Origin of the sequence: Kocuria arenosa (assembly GCF_042879215.1) — a bacterium.
Lineage (GTDB): Bacteria > Actinomycetota > Actinomycetes > Actinomycetales > Micrococcaceae > Kocuria > Kocuria arenosa.
Map to the genome: position 1 here is coordinate 53237 of NZ_JBHZTA010000012.1, position 24148 is coordinate 77384.

At 74.4% G+C, this 24148-nt stretch carries 17 protein-coding genes and 1 tRNA gene; 8 read left to right on the forward strand and 10 right to left on the reverse strand.

Translation table 11 applies throughout. The annotated features are described in order from the left end of the window. Positions 1–34: 34 nt before the first annotated feature. Both ACFYE3_RS16695 and ACFYE3_RS16700 read right to left on the reverse strand, forming a co-directional pair. Entirely contained in the window at positions 35–1669 is a 1635-nt protein-coding gene (locus tag ACFYE3_RS16695; protein ID WP_387610961.1) for a peptide ABC transporter substrate-binding protein, read from the reverse strand. Between the two features lie 226 nt (positions 1670–1895). Continuing rightward, positions 1896–3056, reverse strand: coding sequence for an AI-2E family transporter (locus tag ACFYE3_RS16700; RefSeq protein ID WP_387610963.1), 1161 nt, complete (start codon positions 3054–3056; stop codon positions 1896–1898). Between the two features lie 449 nt (positions 3057–3505). On the opposite strand from ACFYE3_RS16700, the gene ACFYE3_RS16705 reads away from it, so the two are divergent. The 4 genes from ACFYE3_RS16705 (at position 3506) to nrfD (ending at position 10293) form a co-directional block, all read left to right on the forward strand. After that, positions 3506–4753, forward strand: coding sequence for a heparan-alpha-glucosaminide N-acetyltransferase domain-containing protein (locus ACFYE3_RS16705; protein ID WP_387610965.1), 1248 nt, complete (start codon positions 3506–3508; stop codon positions 4751–4753). A gap of 88 nt (positions 4754–4841) precedes the next feature. Further along, positions 4842–8207, forward strand: a complete 3366-nt coding sequence (fdh, locus tag ACFYE3_RS16710) for a formate dehydrogenase (protein WP_387610966.1) — start codon at positions 4842–4844, stop codon at positions 8205–8207. Continuing rightward, entirely contained in the window at positions 8207–9202 is a 996-nt protein-coding gene (locus ACFYE3_RS16715; protein WP_387610968.1) for a 4Fe-4S dicluster domain-containing protein, read from the forward strand. The genes fdh and ACFYE3_RS16715 overlap by 1 nt, the downstream gene beginning before the upstream one ends. Beyond that, positions 9199–10293 (forward strand): NrfD/PsrC family molybdoenzyme membrane anchor subunit, encoded by a 1095-nt coding sequence (nrfD, locus tag ACFYE3_RS16720; protein WP_387610969.1) that lies wholly within the window; start codon positions 9199–9201, stop codon positions 10291–10293. The genes ACFYE3_RS16715 and nrfD overlap by 4 nt, the downstream gene beginning before the upstream one ends. Positions 10294–10320: 27 nt before the next feature. Here nrfD and selD read toward each other — a convergent pair whose 3' ends face one another. Beyond that, the gene (gene selD / locus ACFYE3_RS16725) at positions 10321–11340 is read right to left on the reverse strand and encodes a selenide, water dikinase SelD (protein WP_387610970.1); all 1020 of its coding nucleotides are present in this window, start codon (positions 11338–11340) and stop codon (positions 10321–10323) included. A 41-nt stretch (positions 11341–11381) separates the two neighbouring features. Between selD and ACFYE3_RS16730 the strand changes: the two genes are divergently transcribed. The 4 genes from ACFYE3_RS16730 (at position 11382) to ACFYE3_RS16745 (ending at position 15773) form a co-directional block, all read left to right on the forward strand. Beyond that, positions 11382–11476, forward strand: a tRNA-Sec gene (locus ACFYE3_RS16730). Between the two features lie 62 nt (positions 11477–11538). Next, positions 11539–12876 (forward strand): L-seryl-tRNA(Sec) selenium transferase, encoded by a 1338-nt coding sequence (gene selA / locus ACFYE3_RS16735; RefSeq protein ID WP_387610972.1) that lies wholly within the window; start codon positions 11539–11541, stop codon positions 12874–12876. 2 nt (positions 12877–12878) lie between these two features. Then, positions 12879–14669, forward strand: coding sequence for a selenocysteine-specific translation elongation factor (selB, locus tag ACFYE3_RS16740; RefSeq protein ID WP_387611012.1), 1791 nt, complete (start codon positions 12879–12881; stop codon positions 14667–14669). A gap of 120 nt (positions 14670–14789) precedes the next feature. Next, on the forward strand, positions 14790–15773 hold the full coding sequence (locus ACFYE3_RS16745; protein ID WP_387610974.1) for an aldo/keto reductase: 984 nt from the start codon (positions 14790–14792) through the stop codon (positions 15771–15773). A 61-nt stretch (positions 15774–15834) separates the two neighbouring features. Here the strand turns inward: ACFYE3_RS16745 and ACFYE3_RS16750 are convergent, their stop codons facing one another. From ACFYE3_RS16750 to ACFYE3_RS16780, 7 genes are all read right to left on the reverse strand, one after another. Further along, positions 15835–16842 (reverse strand): electron transfer flavoprotein subunit alpha/FixB family protein, encoded by a 1008-nt coding sequence (locus ACFYE3_RS16750; RefSeq protein ID WP_387610976.1) that lies wholly within the window; start codon positions 16840–16842, stop codon positions 15835–15837. A gap of 67 nt (positions 16843–16909) precedes the next feature. Continuing rightward, on the reverse strand, positions 16910–17734 hold the full coding sequence (locus ACFYE3_RS16755) for an electron transfer flavoprotein subunit beta/FixA family protein (RefSeq protein ID WP_387610978.1): 825 nt from the start codon (positions 17732–17734) through the stop codon (positions 16910–16912). Positions 17735–17788: 54 nt separating this feature from the next. Then, positions 17789–18610, reverse strand: coding sequence for an HpcH/HpaI aldolase/citrate lyase family protein (locus tag ACFYE3_RS16760; RefSeq protein WP_387610980.1), 822 nt, complete (start codon positions 18608–18610; stop codon positions 17789–17791). A gap of 73 nt (positions 18611–18683) precedes the next feature. Next, positions 18684–19172, reverse strand: a complete 489-nt coding sequence (locus ACFYE3_RS16765; protein ID WP_387610982.1) for a MaoC family dehydratase — start codon at positions 19170–19172, stop codon at positions 18684–18686. A 10-nt stretch (positions 19173–19182) separates the two neighbouring features. After that, positions 19183–20343 (reverse strand): acyl-CoA dehydrogenase family protein, encoded by a 1161-nt coding sequence (locus tag ACFYE3_RS16770; protein WP_387610984.1) that lies wholly within the window; start codon positions 20341–20343, stop codon positions 19183–19185. Further along, positions 20340–22475, reverse strand: coding sequence for an ATP-binding protein (locus tag ACFYE3_RS16775; protein WP_387610986.1), 2136 nt, complete (start codon positions 22473–22475; stop codon positions 20340–20342). The genes ACFYE3_RS16770 and ACFYE3_RS16775 overlap by 4 nt, the downstream gene beginning before the upstream one ends. Beyond that, positions 22472–24079, reverse strand: a complete 1608-nt coding sequence (locus ACFYE3_RS16780) for a carboxyl transferase domain-containing protein (RefSeq protein WP_387610988.1) — start codon at positions 24077–24079, stop codon at positions 22472–22474. The genes ACFYE3_RS16775 and ACFYE3_RS16780 overlap by 4 nt, the downstream gene beginning before the upstream one ends. Positions 24080–24148 lie beyond the last annotated feature (69 nt).

The following is a 24148-nucleotide window of genomic DNA, read 5'->3' on the forward strand; positions in this document are numbered from 1 at the left end:
CGCCCCGTGCGGGGCGCCCCGGGTCAGGGTCGGGTCACTCCGAGGTGACCACGACGTCCTCGACCTCGACGCGGCCGAAGCTGTTGACGTAGACCTCGTCCACCTTCTCCGAGTGGGCGTACTGCACCAGCCCGAAGAACAGCGGCGCGGCCGGCATGTCGGCCACGAGGATGTCCTCGGCCTCCTGGTAGGCCTGGATCGCGGCGTCGATCGAGTCGGCGGCGTTGCCCTCCTTCAGCTTGGCGTCGAACTCCTCGTTCGAGTAGAACGTCACGTTCGACCCGGCCGGCGGCAGGGCCGCCGTGGAGTAGGTCGGGCCGAGCATGTTCTCCATGACGGGGTAGTCCATGATCCAGCCGGAGCGGAACGGTCCGGTCATGCCCTTCTCGTCCTGCAGGGGCAGGTACTCGGCGAACTGGAGGTCGCCGCGCAGCTGGTACTCGACGCCCAGGTTCTCGCGGAGCTGGTTGCCGACGGCCTGCATCCACTCCTCGTGGCCGGCGCCGGCGTTGAACCACAGGTCCACGGGCTCGGACTTGTCGAAGCCGGCTTCGTCGAGCATCCGCTCGGCCTCTTCCACGTTCGGCTCGCACACGTCACAGGCGTCCTCGCGGTGGCCGTCGATCACGGGCGAGACGAAGGACGCGGCCGGGGTGCGGGCGCCCTGGAAGATCGCGTCGGTGATGGCCTGCCGGTCGATCGCCATGGAGAAGGCCCGCCGGACCTCCGGGTCGGCGAAGCGCTCGTCGTAGGTCGGGAAGCCGAGCGCGGTGATGTCGCCGCGCGGGGTGGTCTTGAACCGCTCGCCGAACTGGTCCTCGGCGGAGCCGATGGCGTCCGGCGGGATCTGGTCGACCACGTCGAGCGAACCGGCCTGGAGGTCGTTGTAGGCGGTGTTGATCTCGGTGTAGACCCGGAACTCCACGCCCGCGGCCTTGGCCGGCTCGTCGCCGCCGAACTCCTCGTAGCGGGTGAGCGTGATGCCCTGGCCCTCCTGGAAGGCCTCGTCCGCCTTGAACGGGCCGTTGCCGACCGGCTGCTGGCCGAAGCCCTCGGGGTCCTCGAAGAACGCCTCCGGCATCGGGAAGAACGCGGTGTAGCCGACGGTGGTCGGCCACTGCGCGTAGGGCTCGCTCAGGGTGACCTCGAAGGTCTGCTCGTCGACGACGCGCAGACCGGACATCTCCGTGGCGGTGGGGCTCGCACCGTCCTTGCCCTGGAGGTCGTCGTAGCCCTCGACGTTGGAGAAGAAGTAGGAGTTGCCCTGCGCGTTCTCGCTGTTGGCCACGTAGTTCCACGAGTCCACGTAGCTCTGCGCGGTCACCGGGGACCCGTCGTGGAAGGTCCAGCCGTCCTTGAGGTTGACCGTCCACGTCGTCTGGTCGTCGGACTCGATCGACTCCGCGACGCCGGTGTAGACGGCCTCGTTGGACTCCCGGTCGTACTCGACCAGGCCGGTCCACAGCGCGTCGACGACCTGGCCGCCCTCGGTCTCGCCGGTGTTGCCGGGGAGCAGCGGGTTCTCGGGCTCGCCGATGTACACGCTGAAGGTGCCGCCGCCGTCGGCCGTGGCGTCTCCGCCGCCTTCTCCGCCGCCCCCGCCGCACGCGGTGAGCAGCAACGCTCCGGTGAGCACCACTGACGTGCCCGCGATCCGCTTCGTTCTCATCGTTTCCTCCATGGGTCGATACGGGCCCGCCAGGAGTGCTGGGTCTGCAGTCCGTGGGGGACGGGGCCGCGCCGGGGCGAGCACGGGGCTCGCACGTCGTGGAGCACGAGGCTCCGGGCCCGACGTGACGGAGATCACCGTCCGCCGCACCCAGGATGAAACGTATGTTGTCCGGACGTGCCTCGCGACCGGACACGCCAGAGAAAACAGAAACCGTGGGTATCGGTTACTCATTCGTAACACCGGGCCCGTGACCTGCGGGGTCCGGCGGGGCGACCTGCTGCGACGGGACGTCGCCCGGAGCGGGCAGGGCGGGCTCGGCGGGCCGCTCGTACCAGATCAGCAGGACGGACCACGCAACGGCCGTCAGCGGCACCGCCAGGACGGCTCCGACGATCCCGGCAAGAATGCCCCCGCCGGCGAGGGCCAGGAGCACCACCAGCGGGTGCAGGCTCAGGGCCTTGCCCATCACGATCGGCTGGAGCACCCTGCCGTCGAGCTGGTTGATGGCCACCACGACCGCGACCACGACCAGCGCCACCACGGGTCCGTTGGCGACCAGTGCCACCAGGGCCGCCAGCACGCCGATCAGCGCGGCGCCCACGATCGGCACGAACCCGCCCAGGAAGATGAGGACCGCCAGCGGCAGGGCCAGCGGCACCCGCAGGATCAGCAGCGTCACCCCGATGACGACCGCTTCGAGGAGGGCGACCACCGCGGTCCCGCGGACGTAGTTGCCGAGGACCTGCAGCGTGGTGGTCCCCGAGCGCACCAACTTCTCCCGGTGCTCCCCCCGGAAGGGGCGCAGGAAGAACTCCCACATCCTCCCGCCGTCCTTGAGGAAGTAGAAGAGGACGACCGCCACGAGCAGGACCCCCGCGAAGACCTCTGCGGCGGCCGAGATCCCCAGCAGCGCCCCGACGCGGAACTGGCTGCCGGAGGCGAACGCCACCATGGAGGTGATGCCGTCGTCGAGGGCCTGCTGGCCGAGCGGGACCGGCCCCGACACCAGGAAGGCCCGCAGCCGTTCCAGCCCGGCCACCCCTGCCGTCACCAGCTCGTCCCACTCGCTGCGGACGGCGAAGACGATGCCGGTGACCACACCGCCGAGCACGAGCACCGCCGCGAGGAAGGTGATCCAGGTGGCCAGCGAACCGCGCACGCCGTGCCGCTGCAGGTGCCGGACGACCGGGTGGAGCGCCGCCGCCAGGATGAGGGCGATCATCAGCGGGATGACGAGGAGCTTGAGCCGGATGAGGGCGTAGACGACGATCACCGCCGCGGCGAGCAGGACGATCATCTGCCCGGCGCGGACGGAGGCCCGGCCGAGGGCGTCGGCCCACAGCGCGCTGCTCCGCAAGCCGCCCCGGGAATGCACACCCGCCATCGGAACCAGTCCTCGTGTGATGCCACTGATGCCTCGTGTCCATGATGCGCCCGGCGCCGCCGATCTCCAAGAGGCCAGGAGCCCGCCCCCACCACGCCCGCGCGGCCCCCCGATGGAGCACCAAACCCGCTGTGACGTGGGACAACGCCTTTCCCTGAAGTGGACAGGAGACGGTCCGGCTCCTAGGGTCGTCAGGGGCCCGAGGGGGATTCGGGACCGCCGCCGCACCGGGTTCCCCAGCCTGGTGCACCGGTGTCCGCACCGGTCCCACCCCCGGGACCGGCCGGGCGCCCCACCCGGCCGACCGGATCCCCGCGAGCCTCCCCGTCCGCACACCCCCTGCGCACACCCCCTGCGCACACCCCCTGCGCACACCCCCGCGCACGGCCGCGCCGGTCCCCGCCGGCAGCGGTCACGACCCCTGCGCTCCCCCGCCCCCCGGAGACCCCATGAGCCGAACGTCCGAAGCCCCCACCACCGGAACGACCCGCACGAGAGACGCGGCGACCGCCCGCGGACCCCGCCCCCGCCTCATCGCCGTGGACGCCGCCCGCGGCCTGGCGCTGATCGGCATGATCGCGGTCCACATCCTGCCCGTCCACGACCCCGAGACCTTCGAGCCCACCCTGCAGTGGACCCTGTTCGGCGGGCGCGCCGCGGCGCTGTTCGCCCTGCTGGCCGGGCTGAGCCTCGCGTTCTCCTCGGGCGGGCGCGCCCCGCACCGGGGTCGCGCGCTGACGGCCACCCGCGCCGGACTGGTGGTGCGGGCCCTGCTCATCGCCTCCGTCGGGCTGGTGATCAACCAGGTCATGCCGTCCCCGGCGCCCGCGCTGGGCATCCTCGTCCACTACGGCGCGTTCTTCCTGCTGGCCGTCCCGCTGCTCGGTCTGCGGCGCCGCACGCTGGCCGCCGCCACGGCGCTCTTCGCGGTCCTGGGCCCTGTGCTCGTGCACGTCCTCGGGCCCGTCCTGCCTCAGTCCGAGGCCGTCAACCCCACCCTCGGCAGCGCGCTCGCGGATCCGGGCGCCACCCTGGCCCAGGTGCTGCTGACCGGGACCTACCCGGCCGTGCCCTACCTGACGTACCTCTGCGCCGGCCTGCTCCTCGGCCGGACCGATCTGCACGAGGTCGTGGTGCGGGTCCGGATCACCGTGGTCGGCGTGGTCCTGGCGCTCGGCGCCTGGTGCGTCTACTGGGTGCTGGTCCTGCAGGCCGGCGGCTACGACCAGCTGCTGCGGCACACCCCGGGTCTGAGCGAGGACCAGATCGACGAGATCCTCGTCTGGGGCCCGAGCCCCGACCTGCCCACCTCCACCTGGTGGTGGCTGCTCACCGCCGGACCGCACAGCAACACCCCGGTGACGCTGCTCCTGGACCTGGGCACCGGACTGGCCGTGCTGGGGCTCTTCCTGCTCGTCGCGCGCCCGAACCGGCTGTGGACCACCCTGGGCGCGATGGGCGGACGCACCCTCACCCTGTACTCCGCCCACCTGCTCGCACTGGCCACGACGCTGCACTACGAGGACCGCGCGCTCTGGTTCGCCGTGCACGTGGCCGTGGCCGCCGGCTCCGCCGTGCTGTGGCAGGCGACGCTCGGCCAGGGACCGCTCGAGCGGGGGGTCGCGGCCGCCGTCCGGGGCACCCGCCGCCTGATGCTGGGCATGCCCTCCCGGACGGTGGAGTCCACGCCGGGCTAGCGGGTCGCGCGCACCGGCGGGCGTCCGCGCGCACCGCCCGCCGGTGTGGCCCCTGACACTCTGCGGCCCGGCGGGCTATGCTCCTGACATGTCACGATTCAGTCCTCTGGAGTGGCCGGTCCTCCGGCAGATCCGTTCGGGCGACCTGCTCGGTCGCGGCCCGGCAGTGACCTCGGAGCGCACCCGGTCCACGACACCGCGCACGAGCACCGCGGACCGGGTGGTGCAGAGCGTGTGCCCGTACTGCGCGGTCGGCTGCGGCCAGCGGGTGTACGTCAAGGACGAGAAGGTCGTCCAGATCGAGGGCGACCCGGACTCGCCGATCTCCCGCGGCCGCCTGTGCCCCAAGGGCTCGGCCAGCGAGCAGCTCGTCAACGCGCCCGGCCGGCAGACCGAGGTGCTCTACCGTGCGCCCCGGGCCACCGAGTGGCAGCGCCTGGACCTCGACACCGCCGTCGAGATGGTGGCCGACCGCGTCCTCGAGGCCCGCCGCAACGGGTGGCAGGACGCCGACGAGCAGGGCCGTCCGCTGCGCCGCACGATGGGCTTCGCCGCCCTGGGCGGCGCCACGCTGGACAACGAGGAGAACTACCTGATCAAGAAGCTCTTCACCGCCGCGGGAGCGATCCAGATCGAGAACCAGGCCCGTATTTGACACTCCGCCACGGTTCCCGGTCTGGGAGCCTCGTTCGGTCGCGGTGGCGCGACGCAGTCCCTGCAGGACATGGCCAACGCCGACTGCATCGTCATCCAGGGCTCCAACATGGCCGAGTGCCACCCCGTGGGCTACCAGTGGGTGACGGAGGCCAAGGCCCGCGGCGCCCGGGTCATCCACGTCGACCCGCGCTTCACCCGCACCTCGGCCGTCGCTGACAAGCACGTCCCGATCCGGGCCGGCTCCGACATCGTGCTGCTCGGCGCGCTGATCAACCACGTGCTCACCCATGACCTGTGGTTCGAGGAGTACGTCCGCGCCTACACCAACGCGGCCACGATCGTGAACGAGGAGTACCGCGACGCCGAGGACCTCGACGGGCTGTTCTCCGGGTTCGACCCGGAGACCGGCCAGTACGACATGTCCACCTGGGCCTACGACGAGAAGGAGGACGGCTCCGGGAACGGCGACGGCAAGGTGGACGCGCCCGCGGGCGACCCCGAGGACGGGGCCGAGGCAGGGGCAGAGGCGGTGGCCGAGGCCGCCGGCCAGCAGCTCGGCAGCGGCGGCGCCCCGATGGAGCACGCCCGCATGCAGCGCGACGACACCCTGCAGGACCCCCGGACGGTGTTCCAGATCCTCAAGCGGCACTTCGTGCGCTACACCCCGGAGATGGTGCAGGAGGTGTGCGGCATCGGCCCCGAGGACTTCGCGTACCTGGCCCGCTCCATCACCGAGAACTCCGGACGGGAGCGGACCACCTGCTTCGCCTACGCCGTGGGCTGGACCCAGCACAGCCTGGGCGCGCAGTTCATCCGCACCGCCTCGATCCTGCAGCTGCTGCTGGGCAACATGGGCCGTCCCGGCGGAGGGATCATGGCCCTGCGCGGGCACGCCAGCATCCAGGGCTCGACCGACATCCCGACGCTGTTCAACCTGCTGCCCGGCTACCTGCCGATGCCGCTGGCCGGCACCCACGACACGTTCGACGACTACCTGGCCGCGATCGCGTCGAAGAAGCAGAAGGGCTACTGGGCCGAGGCCGACGCCTACACCACGAGCCTGCTCAAGGCCTGGTGGGGGGACGCCGCCACCGCGGACAACGACTGGGCCTACGACTACCTGCCGCGCCTCACCGGGGCCCACGGCACCTTCCAGACGCTGACGAAGATGCTCGAGGACGAGGTGGAGGGGTACTTCCTGCTCGGCCAGAACCCCGCGGTGGGGTCCTCCAACGGCCGGATGCAGCGGATGGCCATGTCCCACCTCAAGTGGCTGGTGGTGCGGGACCTCAACCTCATCGAGTCGGCGACCTGGTGGAAGGACGGTCCCGAGATCGCCTCGGGCGAGCTGCGCACCGAGGACATCGAGACCGAGGTGTTCTTCCTGCCCGCCGCCACGCACGTGGAGAAGTCGGGCACGTTCACCCAGACCCAGCGGCTGCTGCAGTGGCGCCACCAGGCCGTGGCTCCGCCGGGCGAGTGCCAGAGCGAGCTGCAGTTCTTCTTCGAACTGGGCCGGCGGATGCGGGAGCGACTGGCCGAGTCCGAGGACGAGCGCGACCGCCCGCTGCTCGACCTCACCTGGGACTACCCCGTCGACGAGCACGGCGAGCCGGACCCCGAGGCGGTGCTCGCCGAGATCAACGGCCGCCACCTCACCGGCCCGGACGCCGGGAGACCGCTGTCCTCGTACACCGAGATGCGCGCGGACGGCTCGACCGCCGGCGGCTGCTGGATCTACACCGGGGTCTACGCCGACGGCGTCAACCGCGCCGCCCTGCGCAGGCCGGGCCAGGAGCAGGACTCCGCCGCGCTGGAGTGGGGCTGGGCGTGGCCGGCCAACCGCCGTCTGCTCTACAACCGCGCCTCGGCCGATCCGGAGGGCCGGCCCTGGAGCGAGCGCAAGAAGCTCGTGTGGTGGGACGAGGAGCAGGACCAGTGGGTCGGGGACGACGTGCCCGACTTCCCGTTGCACCTCGCCCCGGGCACCCGTCCCGATCCGGACACCGGGGGCGCGGCCGCCCTCGCCGGCGACGACCCGTTCATCATGCAGGCCGACGGCAAGGGCTGGCTGTACGCGCCCAAGGGGGTGCTGGACGGGCCGCTGCCCACGCACTACGAGCCGCAGGAGTCACCGGTCGCCAACGCCCTGTACCGCCAGCAGCGCAACCCCTCCCGGGTGCTGTTCGCCCGCCAGGACAACCTCAGCGCCCCGAGCGCCGGGGAGCCGGGGGCGGACGTGTACCCCTACGTGTTCACCACGTACCGGCTCACCGAGCACCACACCGCCGGCGGCATGAGCCGCTGGCTGCCCTACCTCTCGGAGCTGCAGCCGGAGATGTTCTGCGAGGTCTCCCCCGAGCTCGCCGCCGAGTGCGGGCTGGAGCCGTACGGCTGGGCCACGATCGTCTCGCCCCGGGCGGCGATCGAGGCGCGGGTGCTCGTCACCGAGCGGATGACCCCGCTCGTGGTGGGCGGGCACACCGTGCACCAGATCGGGCTCCCGTACCACTGGGGCGTGGGCGACGACGCCGTGGTCAGCGGCGACTCCGCCAACGACCTGCTGGGCCTGACGCTCGAGCCCAACGTGCAGATCCAGGACTCCAAGGTCGGCTCCTGCCACATCCGCCCGGGCCGCCGGCCCCGCGGTCCCGGACTGCTCGACCTGGTCGGGGAGTACCAGCAGCGCGCGGGCGCCACCGTGGAGACCGGCAACACCCGGATCGACGCCCCCGACGCCGCCCCGACGACGGACCCGGCCACCGACCCGACCACCGACCCGACGAGGGAGCACTGATGGGCCAACTGGCCGGACCGACCGATCCCACGGCCGACGCGCACTGGGAGCACCAGCACGCGCGGAAGGGCTTCTTCACGGACACCTCGATCTGCATCGGGTGCAAGGCCTGCGAGGTGGCCTGCAAGGAGTGGAACCAGAACCCGCAGGACGGGGACCTCCAGCTGCTCGAGTCCTCCTACGACAACACCGGCTCCCTGGGCGCCAGCACCTGGCGGCACGTGGCGTTCGTCGAGCAGGACAACGAGCGCATCGAGGAGGCCCGCGAGTCCGGGCGCAAGCTCGTGAGCCTGGGCATGCCGCGCGTCGGCCCGCCCGAGGCACGCCCGCAGACGGCCTCGGAGGACACGACCCCTCCGGACACCCCGGAGTTCCGCTGGCTGATGTCCTCCGACGTCTGCAAGCACTGCACGCACGCCGGGTGCCTCGACGTCTGTCCCACCGGGGCGCTGTTCCGCACCGAGCACGGCACCGTGGTGGTGCAGGACGACGTGTGCAACGGGTGCGGCACCTGCGTGGCCGGGTGCCCGTTCGGCGTGATCGAGCGGCGCACCGACGGCACGGCCGCACCGCGGACGGAACGGGACGGGCAGCCGGGCAAGCCCGAGGTCAAGAACGTGGGCGTCGCCCAGAAGTGCACCCTGTGCTACGACCGCATGGTGGACGACCAGACGCCCGCGTGCGCGCAGACGTGCCCGACGACGTCCATCAAGTACGGCGAGCACGACGACATGGTCGACCAGGCCCGGCACCGGGTCGCCGAGCTGCACGCGCAGGGGCGCACCGAGGCGAGGCTCTACGGCGCCAACGAGCTGGACGGCGTCGGCGGCACCGGATCGGTGTTCCTGCTGCTCGACGAGCCGGAGGTCTACGGCCTCCCCCCCGACCCGCGGGTGCCGACCGCGGACCTGCCCCGGATGTACCAGCGGGCCGGCCTGGCCGCGGCGGGCATGCTCGCCGCCGTCGCCCTGGCCTTCGCGGGAGGCCGTTCGTGAGCCTGTCCGAGTTCGACAGCTACCGTCCGCCCGAGCCGCCGCGCCGCCGGCGGCGGGACGGCCCGCGCCGCCGGGGCGCCGGGCAGGGCGGTGGCGGCGACGGCTCCCGGGAGATGCCGATGGTCCCGGAGCCGGAGTTCGGCTCCTACTACGGCCGCCCGGTGGTCAAGCCGGCGCCCTGGGGCCACGAGGTGGCCGCGTACCTGTTCCTCGGCGGCGTGGCCGGCGGCTCGGCGCTGCTCGCGCTCGGCGGCCAGCTCACCGGCCGGGACGAGCTGCGCCGCAACGCCCGGCTGGGCTCGGTGACCGCGCTCGGCCTCGGCGGAGCGGCCCTGGTCGCGGATCTCGGCCGCCCCGAGCGCTTCCTGCACATGCTGCGCACGTTCAAGCCGACCTCGCCGATGAGCATGGGCACCTGGATCCTCAGCGCCTTCGGGGCCGGCATGGGGACCGCGGTCGCGGCCGAGGTCGACCGGATGACCGGCTCCCGGCTGCCGCTGGGCCCGCTGCGCCCGGTGCTGCGCGCCGTCGAGGGGCCGGCCGGTGTCGAGGCCGCGGTCTTCGCCGGTCCGCTCGCCGCCTACACCGCGGCCCTGCTCTCCGACACGGCGACGCCCACGTGGAACGCCGCCCGCGAGGACCTGGCGTTCGTCTTCGTGAGCTCGGCGAGCCTCGCCTCCGGCGGTCTGGCGATGATCACGACGTCGGTCGGCGAGGCCGGCCCCGCCCGGCGGCTCGCCGTGCTGGGGGTGGCGGGGGAACTCGTCGCCACGAAGCTCATGGAGCGCCGGATGGACCCGGTGGCGGCCGAGCCGCTGCACCACGGCCAGGCCGGGACCATGCTGGCGTGGAGCGAGCGGCTGGCGGTCGCCGGCGGTCTCGGCACGCTGCTGGGCGGACGGCACCGGGCCGTCGCCGCGGTCTCGGGACTGGCCCTGCTGGCCTCCTCGGCGCTGACCCGGTTCGGCGTGATGGAGGCCGGTCTCCACTCGGCCGTGGACCCCCGCTACACGATCGAGCCGCAGAAGGCGCGGCTGGCCGCGCGCCGCGCCGCCGGGGTGACCGACGACTCGATCACCACCGCCGGCTGAGCGACCGGCCCCGTCCCGGGACGGGGCTCAGCGCACCGTGATGCCGGACCCGGCGACCGTGTGACCGATCACGGGGTACCCGGGCACCTCGCCGACGACCAGCAGGCCGCCCGAGGTCTGCGCGTCGGCCAGCAGCAGCAGGTCGTCCTCGGGAACACCGGGCGCGGCCTGCAGGTGCGGGCGCACCCAGTCGAGGTTGCGGCGGGTCCCGCCGGAGACGTAGCCGTCCCGCAGCGCCCGGGCCGCGCCCCCGACGAGGGGCACGGCGCTCCGGTCGAGCACCGCGCCGACCCCGGAGGCACGGCACATCTTGTGCAGGTGCCCGAGCAGCCCGAAGCCGGTGACGTCCGTGGCCGCCCGGGCCCCGGCCGTCAGCGCCGCCCCGGCCGCGTCCCGGTTGAGCATGGTCATGGTGGCGATCGCCTCGGCGAACACCTCGCCGGTCGCCTTGTGCCGGTTGTTGAGCAGCCCCACGCCGATCGGCTTGGTGAGGGTGAGGGGCAGCCCCGGCGCGGCGGCGTCGTTGCGCAGCAGCCGGTCCGGGTCGGCGACGCCGGTCACGGCCATGCCGTACTTCGGTTCCGGGTCGTCGATGGAGTGCCCCCCGATCACCGGGCACCCCGCCTCGGACGCGACCGCCAGTCCGCCGCGGAGCACCTCGGTCAGCAGCTCCATCGGGAGCTGGTCCCGGGGCCACCCGACCAGGTTGATCGCCATGACCGGGCGCCCGCCCATGGCGTAGACGTCCGACAGCGCGTTCGCGGCGGCGATCCGGCCCCAGTCGTAGGCGTCGTCGACGACCGGGGTGAAGAAGTCGGCGGTGGACAGCACCGCAAGGTCGTCGCGCACCAGGACGGCCGCGGCGTCGTCGCCGTCGTCGAGACCGACCAGCACGCCGGCCCCCGACTGGCCGGTGAGACCCCGGACCGCGTCCTCGAGCTCGCCCGGAGGGATCTTGCAGGCGCACCCGCCGCCGTGGGCGAAGCCGGTCAGCCGGACCGCTCCGGGCGCGGGCAGGGGCGGGTTCGACGTCCGGGTCTGTTCCATGCCGTCAGCCTACTGGGGGCAGCGGTGCTAGGTTGGGTGCCGGAGGCGTCCGGGTCCTGGTGGGCCCCCCGGTCTTCAAAACCGGTGAGACCGAGCACCTCGGTCTGGCGGGTTCGATTCCCGTCCGCCTCCGCCAACCTCCGCACTGCCCACCCGTACTGCCCACCCGCACCGTGTGCCGCCCGACGAGGAGGGACTGTGGCCCCGGACGACCCGCGCCGGCTGATCCCGCGCACCGACCAGCTCCTGGCCCTGCCGCCCGTCCGCCGGGCCCGCGACCGGCTGAGCGAGGGCGTCGTCCGCGCGCTGGTGCGCGAGACCCAGGACCGGGCGCGGCGCGGCGAGATCGCCCCCGACGAGGTCGAGCCGGCGGTGCTCGCCGCGCTCGAGACCCGCTCGGCCTCGAGCCTGACGCCGGTGCTCAACGCCACCGGCGTGGTGGTGCACACCAACCTCGGCCGCGCCCCGCTGTCCGCGGCCGCCCTCGACGCGCTGGTCACGGCCGGCGGGTACGTCGACGTGGAGCTCGACCTGGGGACCGGCACCCGCTCCCGCCGCGGCGCCGCGGCCCGGGCGGCCCTGCTCGCCGCCTGCCCTCCCGCCCAGGACGCGCTGGTCGTCAACAACGGGGCGGCCGCCCTGGTGCTGGCCACCACGGCCCTGGCCGCCGGCCGCGAGGTCGTGATCAGCCGCGGCGAGCTCGTCGAGATCGGGGCCGGCTTCCGGCTGCCGGAGCTGATCGAGTCCACCGGCGCCCGGCTGCGCGAGGTGGGCACGACCAACCGGACCCACCTGCGCGACTACGCCGGGGCGATCGGCCCGGAGACCGGGTGCCTCCTCAAGGTGCACCCGAGCAACTTCCGGCTGGAGGGGTTCACCTCGGGCGTCGAGGTCGGCGAGCTGCGACCGCTGGCCCGGGCCCACGGCGTGCCCCTGGTGGCCGACCTCGGCAGCGGGCTGCTGACCCCCGACCCGCACCTGCCGTCCGAGCCCGATGCCGCCTCCGCCCTCGAGGACGGCGCCGACATCGTCATCGCCAGCGGCGACAAGCTGCTCGGCGGCCCGCAGGCCGGGCTGGTGCTCGGCCGCTCGGACGTCGTCGCCCGGCTGGCCGCCCACCCCCTCGCCCGGGCGGTCCGCGCCGACAAGCTCGCGCTCGCCGCGCTGGAGGCCACAGTCACGGGGGGCCCCGCTCCGGTCGTGCGCGCGCTGCACGCGGACCCGGACCGGCTCCGCGACCGGGTCGAACGGCTCGGCGCGGCCGTCGGCGCACCGGTGGTCCCGCACGACGGCCGCGTGGGCGGCGGCGGCGCGCCCGGCGTGCCCCTGCCGGGGTGGGCGGTGCGGCTGCCCGAGGCGGCGGCCCCGCTGCTGCGCTCGGGCCGCCCCGCCGTGCTCCCCCGGGTCCACGACCGGGCGTGCCTGCTCGACCTGCGCTGCGTGCCCGAGACCGACGACGAGCGCCTGCACGCCGCGGTGCAGGCGGCGCTGACCGCCCTCGCCGCGGCGGACGGCACCCCCGGCGGGACCCCGTGAGCGTGCACGTCGTCGCCACGGCCGGGCACGTCGACCACGGCAAGAGCACCCTGGTGCGGGCCCTCACCGGCATGGAGCCCGACCGGTGGGAGGAGGAGCGCCGCCGCGGGCTGACCATCGACCTGGGCTACGCCTGGACCACCCTGCCGTCCGGGCGCGACGTCGCCTTCGTGGACGTCCCGGGCCACGAGCGCTTCCTCGGCAACATGCTCGCCGGCCTCGGCCCGGCGCCCGTCGTCTGCTTCGTGGTCGCGGTCGACGAGGGCTGGCAGGCCCAGTCCGGCGACCACCGCGACGCCGTCGCGGCCCTCGGCATCGAGCACGGCGTGGTGGTGCTCACCCGCGCCGACCGGGCGCCCGGGCGCACCGGCGAGGTGCTCGCCCAGGTCCGCGCGGAACTGGCCCGGACCGGTCTGCACGACGCGCCCGCGGTCACCGTCTCGGCCCTCGAGGGCACGGGCCTCACCGAGCTGCGCGCCGTCCTCGACGACGTCCTGGCACGGGCGCCCGCCCCCGCCGAGGGGCGACTGCGGCTGTGGGTGGACCGCTCCTTCACGATCACCGGTTCCGGCACGGTGGTGACCGGCACGCTGACCGCGGGAACGCTCCGGCAGGGCGACCGGCTGCACCTGCTCGGCCACGGCGGGTCCGTGCCGGTCGTGGTCCGCGGCATGCACAGCCGGAACACCCCGCACACCGCGCTGGAGCCGTACACCCGCGTGGCGCTCAACCTGCGCGGAGTGTCCGCCGCGGACGTGCACCGCGGCGACGCCCTGGTCACCCCCGGCACGTGGCCGCTCGCCGGCGTCCTCGACGTCCGCCGCGCCACCGGCCCCGCCCTCACGGACACGGCCGAGCACCTCGTGGTCCACGCGGGCACCGCGGCGGTGCCCGCCCGGCTGAGCCCGTTCGACGACGACCACGCCCGGCTGGTCCTCGACCGGCCCCTGCCCCTGGTCCTCGGGGACCGTCTGGTGCTCCGCGACCCCGGCAGCCGCTCGGTGCTCGGCGGGGCCCAGGTCCTCGACGCCGATCCGCCCGCGCTGGGGCGCCGCGGCGACCGGGCGCGCCGGGGCGCCCGGCTCGCCGGCATGGACGTGCGCGGGGACGTCGGCGTGGAGGTGGCCCGCCGCGGTGCGGTGCAGGCGCAGCACCTGCACCGCCTCGGGCTGCTGCCCGCCGCGGGCACGGCCCCGCCCGGTGACGTGCGCGTGCTCGGCGACTGGTGGGTGCACGCCCCCGTGCTCGAGTCCTGGACGCAGCGGCTGCGCACCGCGGTGGACGAGCTGCACGCCCGTGACCCCTTGGCCGCAGGTCTCTCGCGGGGCGCGGCCCGTGACCTGCTCGCGCTGCCGGACGCCGTGCTGGTCGACCCCGTGGTCCGCGGCGCCGGCCTGGAGCAGGACGGCGGGCACATCCGGTCCCCGCACCACCGCGGCGGCCTCGGCGCCCACGAGACCGCGGTGCTCGAGCTGGAGCGACGGCTCGGGGCCGAGCCCTTCCGGAGCCCGGAGGCCGACGACCTGACGGCGCTGCGGCTCGGCGCCCGTGAGCTCGCGGCGGCCGAGCGCACCGGCCGGCTGCTCCGCCTGGGGGACGGTGTCGTGCTGCTCCCCACCGCTCCCGCCCTGGCGATGCGCGAGCTCGCCCGGCTGCCGCAGCCCTTCACCACGAGCCAGGCGCGCCAGGCGCTCGGCACCTCCCGGCGCGTCGCGATCCCGCTGCTCGAGCACCTCGACGCCCGCGGCTGGACCCGGCGGCTGGACGCCGGCCACCGGACCGTGGTGCGCTGAGCCCACGGGCCCGTCCCGCCGGGAGGGGTCTGCCAGGCCCGGGAGCGGGCCGGTGGCATCGTCGTCGTCGCGGATCCGTGCCGTCGTCGTCATCGTCCGTCGTCGAGAAGGAGAACCGTCATGAGAACCGTCCGTCTGGGGAACTCGGGCCTCGAGGTGAGCGCCGTGGTGCTGGGCATGATGAGCTACGGGGACCCGGCCAGGGGAGCGCACGAGTGGAGCGTGGGGCTCGACGAGGCCCGGGCGTTCGTCCGCCGGGCGCACGACGCCGGGATCACGACGTTCGACACGGCGAACGTGTACTCGCTGGGCTCCAGTGAGGAGATCACCGGCACGCTGCTCAAGGAGATCGCCCCGCGGGAGGAGGTCCAGATCGCCACCAAGGTCAACGGCCGGATGCGGGACGCCCGCAACGGCGGCGGACTGAGCCGGGTGGCGATCATGCACGAGATCGACGCGTCGCTGAAGCGCCTGGGGACCGACTACGTCGACCTGTACCAGATCCACCGGTTCGACCCGCGGACCCCCGTCGAGGAGACGATGGAAGCCCTCCACGACGTCGTGAAGGCCGGCAAGGCCCGCTATCTCGGCGCCTCGAGCATGTGGGCGTGGCAGTTCGCCCGGATGCAGCACGTCGCCGAGCTGCACGGCTGGACGGCGTTCGTCTCGATGCAGGACCAGTACAACCTGCTCGAGCGCGAGGAGGAACGGGAGATGCACCCGTTCTGCCGGGCGACCGGGGTGGGGGTCCTGCCGTGGAGCCCGCTCGCCCGCGGCAGGGTGGCACGGCCGTGGGGCTCCGCGGGCTCCGGGTCCCGGGAGAGCACCGACGCGTTCGGCCAGGGCCTCTACACACAGGACGTGGCGGCGAACCGGGCGATCGTGGACGCGGTCGCGGCGGTCGCCGGTGAGCGCGGCGTGCCGATGGCCCAGGTCGCCCTCGCGTGGGTCGCCGGCAGGCCCGCGGTGACGGCGCCGGTCGTCGGCGCGACGAAGGAGCACCACGTCGACGACGCCGTGGCCGCCGTCGAGCTGGACCTGTCCGAGGAGGAGACCCGCCGCCTCGAGGAGGCCTACACCCCGCGGCACCCCTCCGGATTCTGAGCTCCCCGGCACCCCGGGGCTCCACGGGCCGGCCCGCGTCAGGACCGGTCCGCGTCAGCGCCTACCCGCGCAGCGCCCGGAGGTGCTCGACCGCCTGGGGCAGCACCTTCTGGAGGTCGCCCACGATGCCGAGGTCGGCGATCTCGAAGACCGGTGCCTGCTCGTCCTTGTTCACGGCCACGATCGTCCCCGCCGTCTGCATCCCCGCGCGCTGCTGGACGGCCCCGGAGATCCCGCACGAGACGTAGAGCTGCGGGGAGACGGTGCGGCCGGTCTGGCCCACCTGCGCCTCGGGGCCGATCCACCCGGCGTCCACCGCCGCTCGGGAGGCCCCGATCGCCCCGCCGAGGGCGTCCGCGAGGTCCTCGAGCGGACCGAAGTCCCCACCCGTGCCGCGGCCGCCGGCCACGACCACGCGCGCCTCGCCCAGCGCCGGGCGCCCGGAGGCCGGAAGCTCCGCCCGCCCCACCACCCGGGCCGCGGGCACGGTGTCCTCGAGCGCGTGCGTGCGCACCTGCGGGCGCTGCGCCGCGGCAGGCGCGGCACCGGTGACGTCGGTGGGAACGTCAGTGGTGACGTCCGCGGTGAGCTCGGCGGGGATCTCGACCGAGTTGGGGCGGAAGGTCACGACCAGCACCGGGCTCGTGGCCCGGCACCGGGTGGTCCATCCCCCGGCGAGGACGGACTTGGTGGCGACGAGGTCGGCGTCGAGGGCCACCACGTCGGTGATCACCCCGGCCCCGAGCCGCACCCCCAGGCGCGCGGCGACGTCCGTGGCCTCGGGGGTGCCGGCGAGCAGCAGCACCGCGGCGCCGGTCTCCCGGGCGGCGGCCTCCGCGAGCGCGACCGCCGGCGTGGTGAGCCGGTCGCCGGGCCCGCCCTCCGGGGCGTGCACGGTGCCCACCGCGTGGGCGGCCAGCTCGTCGAGCAGGGCGTCGCCGGGCACGTCCGGCACGACGGCGTGCGTCTCGCCCAGCGTGCCCGCGAGCACGAGCAGCTCCCGGTCGGCGCGGCGCAGCCGGTCCGCGGCGCCCAGCACCACCAGGGCTGCGGTCGTGGTCGTGGTCATGGTCGTCCTCCTCCTGCCCGGCGGGCGGGCGCGTGCGATGGGGATCCTGCGGGGCGCGGCCGGGCGCTCAGACGAGCCTCCGGGCCACGAGGAACTCGGCGAGGCGGATGCCGCCCTCGCCCTCGTCGACCAGGACCTCCCCGGCGGCCCGGGGCGGGCGCGGCACGGCGTCGAGCACCTCGGTGAGCGAGCCGGCGAGGCCCACGGCGCCGGCGTCCAGGCCGAGGTCGGCGGCCGACCACGTCTGCACCGGCTTCTTCTTGGCCGCCACGATCGCCTTGAAGTTGGGATAGCGCGGGGTGTTGACCTGGTCCGTCACGGCCACGAGCGCCGGCAGGTCAGCGACGACCTGCAGGGCTTCGGTCTCGGTGTGCCGGACGGCCGTGAGCGAGGCGCCGTCCTCGGCCAGCCCCAGGGCGCTGGCGAAGCCGACGTGGGCGAGACCGAGCCGCTCGGCGAGCTGGCCGGGGACCAGGGACGTCTCGCCGTCGGTGGAGGCCATGCCGGTGAGCACGAGGTCCACGGCTCTCTCCTCCCCGGCGGCGATCCGCTGCACGGCCGCTGCGAGCACCCGTGCGGTGACCCAGGCGTCGGAGCCGACGAGGGCGTCGTCGAGCACGTGGAACCCGGCGTCGGCGCCCAGCTGGAGGGCGCGCTTGAGCGCGGCCGTCGCGCCCGCCGGGCCCAGGGTGAGGGCGAGCACGCGGTGCCCGGCCGCCGCGCCGCCGTGCGTCTCGACGATCTGCACCGCGGCCTCGAGCGCGTACTCGTCGAGCTCGGAGAGGATCCCGGACGAGCGGTCGAGCAGGGGCGGGCTCCCGGCGAGGACGCGGTCTCCCGCGGCGTCGGGGACGTGCTTGACGGGGACGACGATCGTCAGGGGCTGGCTCATGGTCTCCTCCGGACAGGACAGGGACGGGGCGGTACGTGCGGGCGGACGGGCTGCTCAGGCGTCCGCGCGGCGCACGAGGCGCTCGGCGTGACGGATCAGGGGCTCGTCGACCATCCGCCCGCGGAACGTGAGGACGCCGGGGGTGCGGCGGGCGGCGTCGAGCAGCTCGCGGGCGGCCTCGAGCTCCTCGGCGTCGGGCCGGTAGGCGGCGCGGATGGTCTCGACCTGTCCGGGGTGGATGCAGGCGGTGGCCGCGAAGCCGGAGGCCACGGCGTCGAGGGCCTCCTCGCGCAGCCCGTCGTGGTCGCCGATGTCGACGTGCACCGCGTCGATCGCGGGCCGGCCGGCGGCGCCCGCCGCGAGCAGGACGGCGGAGCGGGCGGAGCGGGCCACGTCCCGGTAGGCGCCGTCCCGGCGCCGGGACGAGCTGCCGCCGAGCGAGGCCACGAGGTCCTCGGCGCCCCACATCAGCGCGACCACGTTGGGGGCCCGGGCGATCTCGGCCGCGTTGACCACGCCCTCCGCGGTCTCGCACAGCGCGACGACGCGGTGCAGGCCCAGCTCCGCGGCGACGGCGAGCCGTTCCGCGGAGGCGGTCTTGGGCAGCATCACGGTGGTGTACCCGGTGTGCCGCAGGGCGACGAGGTCGTGGGCGAAGTCCTCGGTGTCCTCGGCGTTGATCCGCACGATCGTGCGGGCCGGGTCCAGGGGCGTGGCCACGAGGGCGTCCCGGGCGGCGGGCTTGGCGGACGGGGCCACGGCGTCCTCGAGGTCGAGGATCACGGCGTCGGCGCGCTCGGCCGCCTTGGCGTAGCGCTCGGGGCGGTCGGCCGGGCAGAACAGCAGGGCCGGGCCGAGGGCGAACGGGTCGGTCATCGGGGCTCCTTCGCGGGGGTGTCGCTGCGGGGTGTCACTGCGGGAGGTCACGGTGCGCTGTCGCTGCCGGGTGTCACTGCGGGGCGGCGTCGCGGGACCACACGAGCACCGAGCGGGTGCACTCGGCGACCACGACGCCCTCCTGGTTGCGGCCCACGTGCTTCACGCGGACGATGCCCTGCCCCGGCCGGGAGGACGACGGGCGCGCGCCGAGGATCTCGGAGGAGGAGTACAGGGTGTCCCCGTGGAAGAGCGGGTGCGGGAAGGCGATCTCCTCGAAGCCCAGGTTCGCCACGATGGTGCCCTGGGTCAGCTGGGCCACGGACGCCCCCACGAGGGTCGAGAGGGTGAACATGGAGTTCACGAGCCGCCGGCCGAAGGGCTGGCGCCCGGCCCACGCGGCGTCCAGGTGCAGGGACTGGGTGTTCATGGTGAGGGTCGTGAACAGCACGTTGTCCGCCTCGGTGACGGTCCGGCCCGGGGCGTGCTCGTAGACCGTGCCCACGTCGAACTCCTCGAACCACAGTCCGCGCTGGCGGACCACCTTGCGCTCCTCGCTCACGGCCGCCTCCTCAGAGTCCGAGCTCGCGGGCGATGAGCATGAGCTGCACCTCGGTGGTGCCCTCGCCGACCTCGAGGATCTTGGCGTCCCGGTAGTGGCGGGCCACCCGGAACTCGTTGATGAACCCGTAGCCGCCGAAGACCTGGGTGGCGTCCCGGGCGTTGTCCATCGCGGCCTCCCCGGCCACGAGCTTGGCGATCGCGGCCTGCGTCTTGAACGGCCGGCCGGCGAGCATCCGGGACGCGGCGTCGTAGTAGGCCAGTCGGGCGGTGTGGACGCGGGCCTGCATGCGGGCGATCTTGAAGGAGACGGCCTGGTTCGCCCCGATGGGGCGGCCGAAGGACTGCCGCTCCTGCGCGTAGCGCACGGACTCCTCGACGCAGCCCTGGGCCGCGCCCGTGGCCAGTGCCGCGATGGCGATGCGGCCCTCGTCGAGGATGGAGAGGAAGTTGGCGTAGCCGCGGCCCTCCTCCCCCAGCAGGTTCCCCTCGGGGACCCGGACGTCCTGGAGGGACAGCGGGTGGGTGTCCGAGGCGTTCCAGCCGACCTTGTCGTAGGCCTTCTCGGCGCGGAAGCCGGGGGTGTCCGTGGGGACGATGATCGTGGAGATGTCCTTCCGGACCCGCCCGTCCGGCAGCTCCGTGGTGCCGGTGACCGCGGTGACGTTCACCAGGCGGGTGATGTCCGTGCCGGAGTTGGTGATGAACTCCTTGGCGCCGTCGACCACCCACTGCCCGTCCTCCCGCTTCGCGGTGGTGCGGGTGCCGCCGGCGTCCGAGCCGGCCTCCGGCTCGGTGAGGCCGAACCCGGCGAGCGCCCGGCCCGCGGCGAGGTCGGGGAGCCACCGCTGCTTCTGCTCCTCGGTGCCGAAGCGGAAGATGGGCATGGCGCCCAGCGACACGCCGGCCTCGAGGGTGATGGCCACGGACTGGTCGACCCGGGCGATCTGCTCCAGCGCCAGGCACAGGGCGAAGTAGTCCCCGCCCATCCCCCCGTACTCCTCGGGGAAGGGCAGGCCGAACAGGCCCATCTCGCCCATCTGCGCCACGATGTCGTAGGGGAACTCGTGGGCCGCGTCGTATCCCGCGGAGACGGGGGCGATCACCTCGTCGGCGAAGTCGCGGACGGTGTCGGAGAGGTCCTGGTACTCCTCGTCGAGCTCGAAGTTCATGCGCTCTGCTCCTGGTCGGTCGGGCGGGGATCGGTCGGCGGGTGGCCGCCGGGTGCTGCCGGGGCGTCGCCGGGCGTCCCGTCCGGGCTGTCGTCGGGCACGTCGTCACGGGAGTTCCCGGGGACGGCGTCGGGGACCACGCGGGCGAGCAGCTGGTGCAGCCGCACCTGCTCGCCGGCCCGCACGGAGACCTCGACGGTGCCGGCGGTGGGCGCGGTCAGGCGGTGCTCCATCTTCATGGCCTCGACCACCACCACGGTCTGGCCCTCGGCGACCCGGTCCCCGGTGGCGGCCGGGACGGCGACGACGGTGCCGGGCATGGGCGAGTGCAGCTCCGGGGCGGCGGGCCCGGCCGTGCGCTCCAGGGCGGCGAGGGTGCGCTCGAGCTGCTGCTCCCGGGACAGGACGGCGAGTTGGACGGCGAAGCCGTCCTCGCCCACCCAGACGCTGTCCCCGCCCGCGCCGGCCGCCACGTGGACCACCCGCGACGTCCCGCCGGTCTCGAGCAGGTGCGCGGCCGGACGGCCCGGCAGCGGGGTCAGGCGCACGGCGGGGTTCACGACGGTCCGGCGGGGCTCCTCGAGCCCGTGGGCCAGCACCACCGCGGGCCGGGCGCGGCCGGCGGCCCGCCAGCCGTCCGGGCGCGACCAGGGGCTCGTGTCCCCGGCGGGGCGCGGGTCGGCGGGGTGGTGCCGGGCGTGGTGGGCGGCCGCGGCGGCGAAGTGGCTCTCGTCGGGGGCCGTGAACTCCAGCCCGGGCAGGCGCCGCTCGACGAGGGTGGTGTCCATGTCCCCGGCGCGCACGGCGGGGTCGGCCAGCAGGGCGCGCAGGTACTCGGTATTGGTGCCCACCCCGAGCACCACGGTCTGCGCCAGGGCCAGGTCGAGCCGGTCGAGGGCCTGGTCCCGGTCGGCGCCCCAGGCGACGACCTTGGCGAGCATCGGGTCGTAGTCCGAGCCCACGGTCAGTCCCGGCGCCAGGGAGGAGTCCACCCGGATCCCCGGGCCGGTGGCCTCCTCCAGCGCCAGCACGGTGCCGGCGGTGGGCAGGAAGCCGCGGGCGGGGTCCTCGGCGTAGAGCCGGGCCTCGACCGCGTGGCCGGTGAGCACCACGTCGTCCTGGGCCAGGCCCAGCGGTTCTCCCGCGGCGACGCGGAGCTGCTGCGCCACGAGGTCCACGCCGGTGACCAGCTCGGTGACGGGGTGCTCCACCTGCAGGCGGGTGTTCATCTCCATGAAGAAGAAGGTCTCGGGCTGGGCGGCGGGCACCAGGAACTCCACGGTGCCCGCGCCGGTGTAGCCCACGGAGCGGGCCACCTGGCAGGCGGCCTCCCCGATCCTCTCCCGGGTGGCGGGGTCCAGCAGCGGTGAGGGCGCCTCCTCGATGACCTTCTGGTGCCGCCGCTGCAGGGAGCACTCCCGCTCCCCCAGGTGCACCACGGCGCCGTGGGCGTCGGCGAGGACCTGCACCTCGATGTGCCGGGGGGACTCGACGAGCTGCTCGAGGAGCAGGGTGTCGTCCCCGAACGCGGCCGCGGCCACCCGCCGGGCCGTGGCCAGGGTCTCGGGCAGCTCGCCGGGGGTGGCCACCACGTGCATGCCCTTGCCGCCGCCCCCGGCCGAGGGCTTGATCAGGACGGGAAAGTCCATCCCGGCGGCCGCGGCGACCAGGGCGTCGTCGTCGAGGCCGGGCTCGGAGACCCCGGCGACCGTGGGCACCCCGGCGGCGGACACGTGCCGCTTGGCGCGGATCTTGTCGCCCATCGTCTCGAGCGCCTCCACGCCCGGGCCGATGAACACGATCCCCGCGGCGGCACACGCCCGGGCGAAGGCGGCGTTCTCGGACAGGAACCCGTAGCCGGGGTGGATCGCCTGCGCGCCGGTGGCGCGCGCGGCCTCGAGCACGGCGTCGATGCGCAGGTAGCTCTCGGCCGGTGCCGCCGGGCCCACGCACACGGCCACGTCGGCCTCGCGCACGTGCACGGCGTCGCGGTCGGCCTCGCTGTAGACCGCGACCGAGCGGATCCCCAGGGCCCTGAGCGTGCGCAGGATCCGGCGGGCGATCTCCCCGCGGTTGGCCACGAGGACGACGTCGAAGCGGCGCGGGGGCGTGCTGGCGGTCACAGGGATCACATCCGGAAGAGGCCGAAGGCGGGCTCGGGCAGCGGGGCGCGGGAGCAGACCTCGAGGGCCAGCCCGAGCACCTCGCGGGTGTCGGCGGGGGCGATCACGCCGTCGTCCCACAGCCGGGCGGTGGAGTACCAGGGACTGCCCTGGGCCTCGTACCGGGCCCTGATGGGCGCCATGAACGCCTCGCGCTCGGCCGGGTCCCACTCCTGTCCGCGGGCGGCCAGCTGGTCGGCCTTCACGGTGGCCAGCACCGAGGCGGCCTGGGCGCCGCCCATCACCGAGATCCTCGCCTGGGGCCACAGGAACAGGAACCGCGGGGAGTAGGCCCGCCCGCACATGGAGTAGTTGCCGGCGCCGAAGGAGCCGCCGATCACCACGGTCAGCTTCGGCACCCGGGTGGTGGCCACGGCGGTGACCATCTTGGCGCCGTGCTTGGCGATGCCGCCGGCCTCGTAGTCGCGGCCCACCATGAAGCCGGTGATGTTCTGCAGGAACAGCAGGGGGATCCCCCGCTGGTCGCACAGCTCGACGAAGTGGGCGCCCTTCATCGCCGACTCCGCGAAGAGCACCCCGTTGCTCGCCACGATCCCCACGGGGTGGCCGTGGACGTGGGCGAAGCCGGTGACCAGCGTGGTGCCGTACTCGGCCTTGAACTCGGAGAAGCGGCTGCCGTCGACGAGCCGGGCGACGACCTCGTGCACGTCGTAGCCGGAGTTGGGATCCACCGGTACCACCCCGGGGAGCTCGTCCTCGGCCACGGCCGGGCCCTCGACCTCCGCCACCGGCCAGGCCCGCGGGCCCGGCGGCGGCAGGGTCGCCACGATGTCCCGGACGATCTGCAGGGCGTGGACGTCGTTCTCCGCGAGATGGTCGACCACCCCGGACGTCCGGGCGTGCAGGTCCCCGCCGCCGAGCTCCTCGGCGGTGACCTCCTCGCCGGTCGCGGCCTTCACCAGCGGGGGGCCGCCCAGGAAGATGGTGCCCTGCTCGCGGACGATCACCGTCTCGTCGCTCATCGCCGGGACGTAGGCCCCGCCCGCGGTGCAGGAGCCGAGCACGGCCGCGATCTGCGGGATCCGGGCCGCCGAGAGGTTGGCCTGGTTGTAGAAGATCCGCCCGAAGTGCTCCCGGTCGGGGAAGACCTCGTCCTGCAGCGGCAGGTACGCCCCGCCCGAGTCGACGAGGTAGACGCAGGGCAGCCGGTTCTCCAGGGCGATCTCCTGGGCGCGCAGGTGCTTCTTGACCGTCACCGGGTAGTAGGTGCCGCCCTTGACCGTGGCGTCGTTGCACACCACCATCACCTGCCGGCCGTGGACCAGGCCGATCCCGGCGATCACGCCGGCCCCCGGGCACTCGTCGTCGTACATCCCTCCCGCGGCCAGGGCACCGAGCTCCAGGAACGGGCTGCCCTCGTCCAGCAGGTGCTCGACCCGCTCGCGCGGCAGCAGCTTGCCGCGCGCCACGTGCCGTAGGCGGGAGGCCTCCGGCCCGCCCTGCGCCGCCCGCTCCAGGCGCCGGGCCAGCTCCTCGGCGAGGATCTGCTGGGCGGTCGCGTTGGCGGCGAACTCCGCGCTGCCCGGATCGGCCTGAGTGCTCAGCACGCGCATCCGTCTCCTCCGTTCCGGGCCGGCGGTCCGGAGATGCCACTTCGGTTAATTTCGACTAACTTGGAGTTC